The following is a 12,975-nucleotide window of genomic DNA, read 5'->3' on the forward strand; positions in this document are numbered from 1 at the left end:
AGTTACGCTCAATCCATCGTTAATGGCACATAGCCACCCGCTGATCGGATGGTTGTGAAGTTTCATTAAGGAAGTTTCAGTCAGGGCCGACAACGCAACAATAAGAACCCGACGATTACTCCCCTTTCCGAGACCCGCCCATGTCTACTCCTGCTGCAAACTCATCTGTTGAATCTGCCATTGATCTGAGCTCTTTGATGAATGCCATCAATCATTCCCAGGCAATGATCGAGTTTGATCTGGAAGGCAACATACTGCAGGCCAATGCCAATTTTCTCGACAAGGTGGGCTATCGTCTCGAAGAAGTGCAGGGCCGCCATCATCGGATGTTCTGCACCCCGGAATACGCTTCCAGCCCCGAGTATGCCGATTTCTGGCGAAAGCTGGCGGCCGGGCAGTTTGATCAGGGGCAGTACAAACGGCTGGGCAAGGGCGGCAAGGAAATCTGGCTGCAGGCGACGTATAACCCGATTCTGAATCAGGCCGGCGAGCCGTTCAAAGTGGTGAAGTTCGCCACGGACATTACCGATCAGCGCATGCGCAATGCGGAGTACGAAGGCAAGGTTGAAGCCATTCAGCGTTCTCAAGGCGTGATCGAGTTTGATCTGAATGGTCGCGTGCTGGCGGCCAATGAAAACTTTCTGAAGGTTCTTGGCTACCGTCTGGACGAAGTGCTGGGCCAGCACCATCGCATGTTCTGCGATGATCAATACCTCAACAGTCCAGCCTATCGGGCCTTCTGGGCCAAGCTTGAACGTGGTGAATACGATTCCGGCGAGTACATGCGGCTGGGCAAAGGCGGGCGTGAGATCTGGATCAGCGCCACCTACAATCCAATTTTTGACCCCGATGGCCGTCCGTACAAAATCGTGAAGTTTGCCAACGACGTCACTGAAGTGCGTGCCCGCAATGCCGAGTTCGTCGGCAAGGTCACCGCCATCGAGCGCTCTCAGGCGGTGATCGAATTTGACCTGACCGGCAAAGTCCTGTCCGCCAACCCTAATTTCCTCGCGGTGTTTGGTTATGAGCTGGACGAAGTGATCGGCCAGCCGCACCGGATGTTCTGCACCGAAGAGTTCGGTTCCAGCATGGGCTACCGCGAGTTTTGGGAAAAACTCGGTCGCGGCGAATACGACACCAATGAATATCGACGCAAGCGCAAAGACGGTAAGGAAATCTGGATTCAAGCCACTTACAACCCGATTCTCAACTCCCACGGCCAGCCTTACAAGGTGGTCAAGTTCGCGCTGGATGTCACCGAAATAAAAGAAAGCAGCGCCGAGCGTCAGGGCAAGGTCAATGCAATTGATCGCGCGCAAGCTGTGATCGAGTTCGACATGGCAGGCAATATCCTTGATGCCAACGCCAACTTCCTCAAGTCGCTGGGTTACAGCCTGCAAGAGCTGCGTGGTCAGCACCACCGTATCTTCTGCGATGAAGAAATATGTGCGCAGCACCGCGTACCGGGAGTTCTGGCATGACCTGTCTCAAGGACAGTTCTTCTCCGGACGGTTCATGCGTTTGAGCAAGTTTGGCCAGCACATCTGGATTCAAGCGACCTATAACCCCGTTTTCGACAGCGATGGCAAACCTTACAAAGTGGTGAAGTTCGCCACGGATATCACTCAACAGGTCGAACTGGAAGAAGCCATCGAAGCCAAGACCCAGGCCATGGGCGCTTCCGTGCAGAACCTGATGAGCGCCATTTCCTATGTGGCGCAGAGCACGGATCAAGCCACTGATCTGGCCAGGCTGACCCGTGAACAGGCAAGCCTTGGTTCGCAAACGCTGGTCAAGGCTGCCGAGGCCATGACCATGATTGGCAAGTCTGCTGAAGATATTCAGGACATCATTCAGGTGATCAGTGAAATCGCCAGTCAGACCAACATGCTCGCGTTCAACGCGGCCATCGAAGCTGCCAGAGCCGGTGAACATGGCCTGGGCTTCTCGGTAGTTGCTGATGAGGTGCGCAAGCTGGCCGAGAAGTCTTCGCTGGCCACCAAGGAAATCAACAAACTGATCCTGGAAACCGTCAGCCGGATTAAATCTGGCAGCGAGATTTCCTTGAGTGCCGGCAGCGCGTTCGAGCAGATCGTCAAAGGGGTCAACGAGACCACCGTGGCTATCGACAGCATCAATGCCGCAACCGCCAAGCAAATGGATTCAGCGGGTCAGGTAGAAACCCTCATTTTCGAATTGCACCAGACCAAGGTTGGCAATGAGCAGGGTGTTGTGAATACCAGCGCCCTTACCAGCAAGCCTTCCGGGCTGCCTGCATGAACACCCTGCGCGCCTACGGCGTGGTGCAGATAAATGGTGCGTTTCTGGGTATCGAAGCCACCTCGCTGATGGAGGCCGTTCACTGGCCGACCAATCTGCAGCGCCACCCCGTCACGCGCGGTGTGTTGGCAGGGGTCTTCACCTTGCGGGGCAGACCGGTTCCTCTGGTGGACCTGCGACCTTTGCTCAGTGACGACATGCCAGAGCATGCGCCAACTCCGCTGGTTGCCATCCTCAAGTACAACGGCGGTCTGTTGGGCGTTGCCATTGATGGCGTGTGCGACATCGTCAAGGCTGCTGACTCCCAGCTCTGTCCTTTGGGGCCGGGCGGCGAGGGCAGCGGGCTGATCCCCACGCTGATCATGAGCGCTGATGACAGTCGCTTGATTTACATGTTGGATCTGGCCTTTCTGGCAGGCTTGCCCGGCGTGCTGTTCGCTGCGGATACGGCGGCGGGACCGATCAGTCGCGATACGTTGCAGGCGAAAAGTCAGCTGCGTCATTACCTGGTATTTGAGTGTGACGGGCAACATTTCAGTATCGATGCCAGCGTGGTCACCGAGCTGGTGGACAAACCGCAGGTCGCGCCCACCGATTTTGGCAATGGCTATTGCCTGGGCGTAACCGTGATTCGCGAGACCAAAATTCCGGTTTTGAGCCTGTCTCACGTGTTGGGTTTCGACTGCAATAACGCGCAAGTCAAGAGCCAGCTTCTGTTGCTGACGGCCACCGACGGCAGGGTGTCGGGTTTCGGTTACGATCGAATGGTTGCCATCGAGCGTCGAGACCCGCACAGCCTGCTGCCGATGCCTGCCTATGGCTTGCGCGAGCCGGAGCTGTTGGCCGGTGTAATGAACCTCCGTGAAGGATTGCAGGCTGTCTTGATCAATCATCAGGCTCTGCTGGAGCGATCCGGGGTCAAGAACTACGCCGCGCTTTACCAGACCCAGCCGCAATCATCCGAGAGTCGGGCGAGCAGGGCGAAAGCGGTCATGCGTCAGGCCTGTCTGCTATTCAAGTCGCCGACCCAGTTCGTGGTTCCGCTCAGTCAGGTACTCGAAATTCTTTCGATACCGACGCACATGATCGGCCTTGCTCAGCCGGAAAATCACTTGCTGGGGCAATTCAATCTGCGGGGCGAACAGCTTCCGCTGGTGTGCCTGAGCAGCCTGATCGAATCGCTGCCCCAGCCCCATACGCCGCTGTCGCGGGTGCTGGTCGTCAGGGGAGAAACGCTGACGTTTGGCTTTGCAGTGTCCCAGGTGGAAGCCATTGATTCGTTCAACCAGTTTGACCCGACGATGCTCGCTCAGGGTTGGCAGACCAATGCGGGCAAAGTGGTGTCGGTCAATGATCGGGCGCGCTCGCTGGTGAGCATCGGCAGTGGCGCAAACAGCTGGCGGGCCACGCTGATGGACCTGCAGGGCATTGCCCGGCAACTGGAGGCAAGGTTGTTGCAACCTGCCAGTGTCGTGGCCTGACAGGCTATTTTGTCAGCCGGTGGTAATTGACAACGCCGCCAGTGCGCCGATCAACGCGGGTGGCATGACCAGAATTCCCAGCCGTAGAAAGCCCATTGCGGTGACGTTTTCGCCTTCGCGGCGGATGGCGATCAGCCAGAGCAAGGTTGCCAGCGAGCCGGTGATAGAGAGGTTGGGACCCAGATCCACGCCTATTACCAACGCACTGGTGGTTTCGGTGGGCAGATGGGCGATGTGGCCGACAGAGCCGGCAATCAAACCGGCCGGCAAATTGTTGATCAGGTTGCTGGCAATCGCCACCAACACACCCGATGCCCACGTCGCCTGAGTGCCCGATTGGTCGGCCAGCGATTTCAGCGCGTGGGCCAGATGATCGATAACCCCGGTCAGTGCCAGACCCTCGACCAGCACGAACAAACCGGCCACCAGCGGCAATACACTCCAGGAAACCGCCTTGAGCACCGGCAGCGGGTTAAGTCGCTGACGTATGTGGATCAGTGCAGCGGTAGCGATGCCCGCACAAAACGTCGGTAGACCGAGTTGTAAGTCGAGCGCCGATGCGCTCAGCAATACGATCCCCGTCAGCACAATTCCGAACGCCGTCAGACGTGCACCGCCGGACAGCGGTTGCAGGGTGATGTCTGTTTCCAGAGGTTTGCGCAGGTGGCTACGTTGCGTGAGGCGCAGCACCAGATAGGTCAAGCCAATGGCCGCAATCGACGGCAGGCTGAAGTGCCAGAGCCAGGTTGCCAGTGGCGGCATGTTGCTGCCGAATATCACCAGGTTGGCCGGGTTTGAAATCGGCAGGACAAAACTGGCCGCATTCGCGATGAAGGCGCAGATAAACAGATAGGGCAGGGGTTCGGCTTTGGCGGCGCGGGCTGCTGCGTAAACAGCGGGCGTCAGGACAACGGCGGTTGCGTCGTTGGACAGAAACACGGTGACCAGGGTGCCGACCAGAAACACCAGGTCGAACAGTCGTTGTCCCGAGCCTTTCGCGTGTTTCGCGGCAAGCATGGCCAGCCAATCGAAGAGGCCCTGTTGCCGGGCCAGCTCAGCCAGAACCATCATGCCAATCAGAAACAGGTAGACATCACCGCCTTCCGCTACCGCACCAAGTGCCTTGTGCAGCGGGATGAATCCCAACGCCGTGAGCAGCGCCGCGGCCCCCATCGCCCAGACAAATTCCGGCACCCGCCACGGTCGCGTGATGACGCCGCAGATGGCTAAGGCGGCGACAATCCAGATAACCATTGCGGGGTCGAACGCGGGCATTTGCGGTACTCAATAGGCAGGCAAATGTCAGACCGGTGACGACGGGGACAAGTTCGTCCAGTGGCGCAGAATGGGGATGCGTTTTGATGTGGCCATACTGGACCTGTAGGAGCTCACCGAGGTTACGAGGCCAGCGATCACGGTTGTCTGACACTCCGCTATCGCTGCCTCGCGGTGCTCGTGAGCTCCTACAGTGATGTCGCTCTGCCTGGCACTGGGGCGCAGGCAAAGGTCTCACATCAAGCAGCCGTGTCGAGGTACTTGCCAACGGGCTTGCTGCCGCTGGTGTCGTAACGCTCGGTCAGCGCTGCGACCATGCGGTTCAGGGCTTCAGAGGTTTTGTTAGCGGAACTGGTGCTGCCGTTTGACGTTGCGGTCAGGGCACTGGTCAGTTCGTCAGAGCTGATGCTGCCATCGCCATCAGTGTCCAATGAGCCAAACAACTCATCGCTGGCTTGTTGGGCCGCAACCTGCGGAGCAGGAGGCTGTTGCGGCTGCAGGCTGGCGGTCAGCTCTTCGAGGCTGACGGTGCCGTCCTTGTTGGTGTCCAGTGCATCAAACACCTGCGCGCTGTCGGCGCTGCTGCCAGCGCTGCTCAAGCCAGCGGTCAGTTCGTCGCTGCTGATCGTGCCGTCGCCGTCGGTGTCCAGCGCGCTGAGCAGGTCCTCCGCAACATCGGTTGCTGGCGCGCCGCCTGGAGGTGGCGGAGGCGGTGCCGATATTGCAGCCAGCTCATCGGCGTCGAGGCTGTCATCCTCGTTGGCGTCCAGGTTGCTGAACGCTTCGCTCAGGCTGACGGTAATACCGTCCTTGCTGTCGGACGACGAATTGGCCGCACTCAACTCGTCCTTGCTGATACTGCCGTCGCCATCGGTGTCCAGTTTGGCGAGCAATTGCTCCTGGAATTTCTTGCTCGCGGCGGTACTCGCGCTTGAACTGGTGTAGCTCGAATAGCTGTTACTACTGACGCCACTGATCATCGGGCTGACTCCCTCAGGTTGATTGATCCGGTAACGGTGCACCGGCTTATCAAGCCTCTAGGTCGCTCATGTCGAGGGTGTTTAGTGTTTGTATCGACGCCGATACCCGTTCTGCTCAGAAGCGCGGCAAGACGAGTAATACGGTCAGGCCACCGCCAGGCGTCTGTGCCAGTGACAAGTCGCCACCCATGCGTCGCGCTGCGTCACGGGCGATGGTCATGCCCATGCCGACGCCACCGGAGTTGCGATTACGCGAGCCTTCCAGCCGGTAGAAGGGCTCGAACACGGCTTCGTGGTGCTCGACGCCAATCCCCGGGCCGTGATCGATCACCATGACGCGCACCTGCTGCGCGCCATCAATAATCTCGACCCGCGCCTGACCCGCATACCGCAGGGCATTGTCGATCAGGTTATTGATGCACGAGCGCAGCGCCATGGGTTGCGTCTTGAGCGGCAGGCACTGTCCGCTGGCTTGAACGTCATCACCATTGTCCTGGGCGTTCTCAGCCAAGGATTCGATCAGGGCCTGCAGGTCGAATAACTGCACGATTTCACTGGTGCGCTGCTCATTCAGGTAGGTCAGGGTAGCATCGAGCATGCCAATCATGTCGTTCAGATCCTGAGTCATCTGCCCGTGCAGTTTTGGTTCGTCGATCTGCTCGACCCGCAGTTTCAGGCGCGAGAGTGGCGTGCGCAGGTCATGGGAAACCGCTGCCAGCATGCGTCCGCGCTGCTGCACCTGCTCGCGTATACGTTGCTGCATCAGGTTGAACGTCTGTGCCGCCTGACGTGCTTCCAGCGGACCTTTGACTTCCATGGGCGGGCTGTCGAGATTTTCGCTGAGTCTTTCGGCTGCATTGCTCAAACGCTGAATAGGTCTGCTCAATGCTTTGGCGCCATACCATGCAGCGATCACCAGAGTAATCAGCTGGAAGATGAGCGGCACCACAGGACCCCGAAGAAACGGTGGTCGGCGGTCGTGCGGTGGGCCGTCTTCCGGACGCTGAAAATTAGCCCCGTCGATATGTTGCCCTGACTGTTCGGACATGGGCGGAGGCGGCGGTGGCGGGAATCCATAGAATCTGAACCACATGAACGCCAGCAGGTGCGCAAGTAAAATAGCAATCAACGCTCCCCCGAACAGGCGGGCGAAGAGTGTGTCAGCAGAACGGATCAACCAATATCCCTTGCGTCGAACAGGTAACCCTCACCGCGAACGGTCTTGATCAACTGTGGATTTTTCGGATCATCGCCGAGCTTCTGACGAAGGCGCGAGACCAGCAGATCGATGCTGCGGTCAAAGGCCTCAATGGAGCGACCGCGTGCGGCATCGAGCAGTTGTTCGCGGCTCAGTACCCGGCGCGGACGTTCCAGAAACACGCGTAGCAAACGGAACTCGGCGTTGGACAGGGGCACCACCAGACCATCGGCAGCGATTAACTGGCGCAGCACGCTGTTGAGACGCCAGGCATCGAAACGCACGGTAGATCGTTCATCGTTGCGGTCGTCGCGTACACGGCGCAACACCGTCTGGATGCGTGCCACCAGTTCCCGTGGTTCAAAAGGTTTGGCCATGTAGTCGTCGGCACCCAGCTCCAGGCCGATAATCCGGTCGGTGGGCTCGCAACGGGCAGTGAGCATCAGAATCGGGATGTCCGAGGTGCTGCGCAGCCAGCGGCACAGTGACAGGCCATCTTCGCCGGGCAGCATCAGGTCGAGGACAATGACGTCGAAATTTTCTTCCTCGAGAGCCAGGCGCATTTCGGTACCGTCGGTCACGCCCCGGCACTGGATGTTGAAGCGTGCCAGGTAGTCGCAAAGCAGTTCACGGATGGGGACGTCGTCGTCGACGATCAGGGCGCGGGTGTTCCAGCGTTGTTCGGTGTTCTGTGGGGCTGGAGCTGAAGTATCGGGAGTTGGTTGCATGATGCGACTGCTGCCTGATGATGCCGCCATCACTGGCCGCTATTGAAGATCAACGCTACCCGCCATGCTACTTCGCCGGGAGGCGCGGCGAAAGGGTGACGTGAGGGGGTGTCGGGGGCGTGTCTGGAATGTATCGGGGTTGGTACAAAATGCGTGTACATATCCGTTGCCGCGGCATGGCTTCTATTGGTTGCGTCCTTACGGCGCGTCACTTTTGGTTCCGGAAGCCGGTCCATACACGCTGTTCAAAAGTGAGGCGCTGTAAAGCGCAACCAATATCAGCAAGACCGCGGTAATGGATATGTGCAAGTCCGCTCTCGGCGGTTCCAATCCCTCTTCTTTACGCCATCTTTACGCCACTCCCCACCCCTCGCTCTCGTTCCTTTACACCCACTCTCCCGACAATTAACCACACGCGGCAATCGCCGTAGAGACGGAGTAATTCGATGAGCGTTGTGGACGGGGTATCGCTGTTATTGGCTGCTGGATTGTTCATCTACCTACTGGTCGCGCTACTACGCGCTGGCCAGAACTAGGAGTCGAGTCGCCATGCACAGTTATGACTATCTATTGATTCTGGCCTTCCTCGCACTGGTTCTGCTGCCCGCGCCATTGTTGGGGCGTTTCTATTACCGAGTGGTGGAGGGCGAACGCACCTGGCTGACGCCGGTTCTGCGACCGGTTGAAAACCTCTGCTATCGCCTGTCGGGCGTTGATCCGGCTGTCGAGCAGAACTGGAAAACCTATATCTGGGCCTTGTTGGCCTTCAACCTCGCAGGTTTCGTTCTGTTGTTCGCGATGCTGTTGGGGCAGGGCGCGTTGCCGCTTAACCCGCAGCAATTGCCAGGCATGGAATGGTCACTGGCGTTCAACACCGCCATGAGTTTCGTCACCAACACCAACTGGCAGGCCTACAGCGGCGAAGCGTCGTTGAGTTACCTGAGCCAGATGGCTGGCCTGACCGTGCAGAACTTCGTCAGCGCCGCGACCGGTATCGCCGTGCTGTTGGCGTTCTGCCGTGGTATCAGCCGTCGCTCGACGCAGAATCTCGGCAACTTCTGGACCGACATGACCCGCGTCACACTCTACGGCTTGCTGCCATTGTGCATCGTGTTGGCGTTGTTGCTGGTCTGGCAGGGCGTGCCGCAAAGCTTCGCTCACTACATTGATGCGCTGACTCTGCAGGGCGCTGATCAAAGCCTGCCGATGGGGCCGGCTGCCAGCCAGATCGCGATCAAGCAACTGGGTACCAACGGCGGCGGCTTCTTCGGCGTCAACTCGGCGCATCCGTTCGAGAACCCGACCGCGTGGAGCAACCTGTTTCAGCTGGCGTCGATCCTGATGATTCCGGCGGCGCTGGTGTTCACCTTCGGCCACTACGTCAAAGACATGCGCCAGAGCCGGGCGATCATGGCCTGCATGCTGACCCTGCTGCTGATCGGCGGTGCCGTGTCGATGTGGGCCGAATATCAGCCTAATCCGACGTTGAATGTCGCCAACGTGGAGCAGACCGCACCTCTGGAAGGTAAGGAAAGCCGTTTTGGCACAACCGGCACGGTGTTGTGGGCGACGGCGACCACGGCGGCGTCCAACGGCTCGGTGAATGGCATGCATGACAGCCTCAACCCGCTGAGCGGCATGGTTGCGCTGGCCAACATGATGGTCGGCGAAGTGATCTTCGGCGGCGTCGGCGTGGGCCTGAACGGCATGCTGCTCAATGTGCTGATCGCCGTGTTTCTGGCTGGGTTGATGATCGGCCGTACCCCCGAATACCTCGGTAAAAAGCTGCAAGCCCAGGAGGTCAAGCTGTTGGTGGCTACCTTGCTGGTAATGCCGGTGGGTGTGCTGGTACTGGGCGCCATCGCCGCGACTTTGCCTGGCTCGATAGCGTCGGTCAGTAACCCCGGCCCGCATGGTTTCAGTCAGTTGCTGTACGCCTATACCTCGGCCACAGCCAATAACGGTTCGGCATTTGGTGGCTTCAGCGCCAACACCGTGTTTCACAACTTGATGCTAAGTCTCGCGATGTTCATCGGTCGCTTCGGCTACATCCTGCCGGTGCTGGCGCTGGCTGGCAGTCTGGCGATGAAGAAGAGTGCGCCGCTGGGCCTGAACAGCTTCCCGACCCACGGCCCGCTGTTCGTCACCTTGCTGACCATGACGATCCTGATTGTCGGCGGCCTGACGTTCCTGCCGACCCTGGCTCTAGGACCGATTGCCGAACATTTGAGTCTGGGTTTCTGAGGAGCCGACCATGAATATGCACATTGCCAAACCCGCATCTCCCGAACCAAAACCAGTGCAAGCGCAGCCTGCAACCGAGGCTGTGAAAACCGGCTTCGCCGCGTTGTGGCGTCCGGCGTTGATCCAGGCGTTCGTCAAACTCGATCCTCGTCAGTTAGCACGCTCACCGGTCATGTTGGTGGTAGAGCTGACTGCAATCCTCACCACCGTGTTGTGCCTGATTCCTGATCCGGCTGTGTCCACTGGCGTTGCGGTACAGATCGCCCTGTGGCTGTGGTTCACCGTGCTGTTCGCCAACTTCGCCGAAGCTTTGGCGGAAGGGCGCGGCAAGGCGCGGGCCGATAGCCTCAAAGCAGGCAGCGAAGGCCTGACGGCGCGTCGTCGTGACGAGTCGGGCCGTTTCAGCGTGGTCAACGCCAGCATCCTGCGTAAAGGCGATGTGGTGCGAGTCGAGGCCGGGGAAATGATTCCCGGAGATGGCGAGGTCATTGAAGGTATTGCGGCGGTCAACGAAGCGGCTATTACCGGTGAATCCGCGCCGGTGATTCGTGAATCCGGTGGTGATCGTTCGGCGGTGACCGGCAATACCCGGCTGGTTTCCGACTGGTTGCTCGTGCGCATCAGCAGCAACCCCGGTGAATCCACGCTGGACCGGATGATTGCTCTGGTGGAAGGCGCCAAGCGGCAGAAGACGCCCAACGAAGTAGCGCTGGATATCCTGCTGATCGGTCTGACGCTGATCTTCCTGTTGGTGGTGGTCACTCTGCAACCCTTCGCCCACTTCGCGGGCGGGAGTTTGCCGCTGGTGTTTCTGGTGGCGCTGCTGGTGACGTTGATTCCGACGACGATTGGCGGCTTGCTCTCGGCCATCGGGATTGCCGGTATGGATCGCCTGGTGCGTCTCAATGTGATCGCCAAATCCGGCCGTGCAGTGGAAGCGGCGGGGGATGTGCACGTGCTGCTGCTGGACAAGACCGGCACCATCACCTTTGGTAACCGCCGTTGCAGTGCACTCTATGCTGCACCGGGTGTGACCCCGAAAGAACTGAGCGAAGCCGCGCTGCTGGCCTCTTTGGCTGACGACACGGCAGAAGGTAAATCCATCGTCGAATACCTGCGCAACCTGCATCCGATGGTGGAGCCAAAACCTGCCGACGTCACCGGCGTGCCGTTCAGCGCTGAAACTCGGTTGTCGGGTGTGGACTATCAGAACCGGGTGTATCGCAAAGGCGCGGTGGATTCGCTGTTGGCTTTTGTCGACATGCAGCGCAGTGATTTGCCCGCGTCGCTGGCTCGTGAAATCGACGGCATTGCCAAGACCGGTGGCACCCCGTTGCTGGTGTGTGTCGACAAGAAGTTGATCGGTGCGATTCACCTCAAGGACGTGGTCAAACCAGGCATTCGCGAACGGTTTGCCGAGCTGCGCAAACTGGGCATTCGCACCGTGATGGTCACCGGTGACAACCCGCTGACCGCTGCGGCGATTGCTGCTGAAGCGGGCGTCGATGATGTGCTGGCCGAAGCCACGCCGGAGAAAAAGCTTGAGCGTATTCGTGCCGAGCAGAACGACGGTCGTCTGGTCGCGATGTGTGGTGACGGTGCCAACGACGCCCCGGCACTGGCGCAGGCCGACGTCGGCATGGCGATGAATGACGGCACGCAAGCAGCGCGGGAAGCGGCCAACATGGTCGACCTCGACAGCGACCCGACCAAGCTGCTGGATGTGGTGCAGATCGGCAAGGAGTTGCTGGTGACTCGTGGTGCGCTGACGACCTTTTCGATTGCCAACGACATCGCCAAATACTTCGCGATATTGCCTGCGCTGTTCGCGGCTATCTATCCGCAACTGGGCGTGCTGAACATCATGCAACTGGCCAGCCCGCAGAGCGCGATTCTCTCGGCCATCGTCTTCAACGCCTTGATCATTGTGGTGCTGATCCCGCTGGCGCTGCGCGGCGTGCGTGTTCAGGCCGCGAATGCTGCGCAACTGTTACGCCGAAACCTGCTGATCTACGGGTTGGGCGGGATTGTCGTGCCGTTCGTGGGGATCAAGTTGATTGACCTGATTCTGGTCGGGCTGCACCTGGTTTAACTGAAGGCAAACGGGCCTGTGGGAGCTGGGCTTGCCCGCGATTATTTGTGAACCCGATCGCGAGCAAGCTCTGCTCCCACAAGAGGTTGCATTTCAAAATCAATTTATGAGGATTCTCACCATGTCCACCATCATCCGTCCCGCCCTGAGCCTTCTGGTTTTGATGACCCTCATCACCGGCGTCGCTTACCCTTTGGCCGTCACCGGTGTTGCCCAAGTCGCTTTCCCGGACCAGGCCAATGGCAGCTTGATCCATGACGCCGACGGCAAGGTCCGTGGCTCGCAGTTGATCGCCCAGTCCTTCACCGGAGACGAGTGGTTCCACTCGCGGCCTTCTGCAGGTGCTTTTGCCACGGTCGCCAGTGGTGCCAGCAACCTTTCTCCGAGCAATCCGGCATTGGCCACGCGGATCAGCGAAGATGCCGCAAAAGAACTCGTTGCAGCTCAGGGGCCGGTGCCGTTGGCATTGCTGACGACTTCCGGCAGCGGTCTTGATCCGCACCTTTCACCTGAGGCAGTGGCTTACCAGACTGCAAGGGTCGCCGCAGCGCGCAAGCTGTCTCTGGAGAAAGTCCAGAGCTTGATCGAGGCTAATACCTCGCGGCCGCTGATCGGTCCGCCAGTGGTCAACGTTTTGAACTTGAATCGCAGCCTGAATGAGTTACCGTCTGCGCAACAACAAGCACAGCTTTGAGTG

General features: G+C 59.0%; 11 protein-coding genes and 1 pseudogene. 8 read left to right on the plus strand and 4 right to left on the minus strand.

The features are described 5' to 3' along the window. Positions 1 to 197: 197 nt before the first annotated feature. The 4 genes and pseudogenes from ABRP31_RS09500 to ABRP31_RS09515 all read left to right on the plus strand — a co-directional run bounded on the left by ABRP31_RS09500 (position 198) and on the right by ABRP31_RS09515 (position 3,761). A complete protein-coding gene (locus ABRP31_RS09500; protein ID WP_372489351.1) occupies positions 198 to 1,481 on the plus strand; it encodes a PAS domain S-box protein in 1,284 nt (427 codons plus the stop codon). After that, positions 1,435 to 1,551, plus strand: a pseudogene (locus ABRP31_RS09505) (hypothetical protein); the annotation flags it as partial. The gene ABRP31_RS09500 and the pseudogene ABRP31_RS09505, both read left to right, overlap by 47 nt. 144 nt (positions 1,552 to 1,695) lie before the next feature. After that, entirely contained in the window at positions 1,696 to 2,280 is a 585-nt protein-coding gene (locus ABRP31_RS09510; RefSeq protein WP_372489430.1) for a methyl-accepting chemotaxis protein, read from the plus strand. Beyond that, positions 2,277 to 3,761: a chemotaxis protein CheW gene (locus ABRP31_RS09515; RefSeq protein ID WP_349970980.1), complete on the plus strand. Its 1,485-nt coding sequence runs from the start codon at positions 2,277 to 2,279 to the stop codon at positions 3,759 to 3,761. Before ABRP31_RS09510 ends, ABRP31_RS09515 begins: the two co-directional genes overlap by 4 nt. Before the next feature lie 12 nt (positions 3,762 to 3,773). Here the strand turns inward: ABRP31_RS09515 and ABRP31_RS09520 are convergent, their stop codons facing one another. The 4 genes from ABRP31_RS09520 to ABRP31_RS09535 all read right to left on the minus strand — a co-directional run bounded on the left by ABRP31_RS09520 (position 3,774) and on the right by ABRP31_RS09535 (position 7,942). After that, on the minus strand, positions 3,774 to 5,036 hold the full coding sequence (locus tag ABRP31_RS09520) for an arsenic transporter (protein WP_349970979.1): 1,263 nt from the start codon (positions 5,034 to 5,036) through the stop codon (positions 3,774 to 3,776). Between the two features lie 239 nt (positions 5,037 to 5,275). After that, positions 5,276 to 6,016: a XopAW family type III secretion system calcium-binding effector gene (gene xopAW, locus ABRP31_RS09525; protein ID WP_349970978.1), complete on the minus strand. Its 741-nt coding sequence runs from the start codon at positions 6,014 to 6,016 to the stop codon at positions 5,276 to 5,278. 115 nt (positions 6,017 to 6,131) lie between these two features. Continuing rightward, positions 6,132 to 7,193, minus strand: coding sequence for a HAMP domain-containing sensor histidine kinase (locus tag ABRP31_RS09530; RefSeq protein ID WP_349970977.1), 1,062 nt, complete (start codon positions 7,191 to 7,193; stop codon positions 6,132 to 6,134). Continuing rightward, positions 7,190 to 7,942: a response regulator gene (locus tag ABRP31_RS09535; protein WP_144443247.1), complete on the minus strand. Its 753-nt coding sequence runs from the start codon at positions 7,940 to 7,942 to the stop codon at positions 7,190 to 7,192. Before ABRP31_RS09535 ends, ABRP31_RS09530 begins: the two co-directional genes overlap by 4 nt. 446 nt (positions 7,943 to 8,388) lie before the next feature. Between ABRP31_RS09535 and kdpF the strand changes: the two genes are divergently transcribed. The 4 genes from kdpF (at position 8,389) to kdpC (ending at position 12,972) form a co-directional block, all read left to right on the plus strand. Beyond that, positions 8,389 to 8,478, plus strand: coding sequence for a K(+)-transporting ATPase subunit F (kdpF, locus tag ABRP31_RS09540; RefSeq protein WP_087266190.1), 90 nt, complete (start codon positions 8,389 to 8,391; stop codon positions 8,476 to 8,478). 13 nt (positions 8,479 to 8,491) lie between these two features. Further along, entirely contained in the window at positions 8,492 to 10,186 is a 1,695-nt protein-coding gene (gene kdpA, locus ABRP31_RS09545; protein WP_349970976.1) for a potassium-transporting ATPase subunit KdpA, read from the plus strand. 10 nt (positions 10,187 to 10,196) lie between these two features. Then, complete coding sequence (gene kdpB, locus ABRP31_RS09550) at positions 10,197 to 12,278, plus strand: potassium-transporting ATPase subunit KdpB (protein WP_372489352.1); 2,082 nt, start codon at positions 10,197 to 10,199, stop codon at positions 12,276 to 12,278. Positions 12,279 to 12,399: 121 nt separating this feature from the next. Beyond that, complete coding sequence (gene kdpC / locus ABRP31_RS09555) at positions 12,400 to 12,972, plus strand: potassium-transporting ATPase subunit KdpC (RefSeq protein ID WP_349970975.1); 573 nt, start codon at positions 12,400 to 12,402, stop codon at positions 12,970 to 12,972. Positions 12,973 to 12,975: the final 3 nt, after the last annotated feature.

It is taken from the genome of Pseudomonas caspiana, assembly GCF_040224095.2.
Taxonomy (GTDB): Bacteria; Pseudomonadota; Gammaproteobacteria; order Pseudomonadales; family Pseudomonadaceae; genus Aquipseudomonas; species Aquipseudomonas caspiana.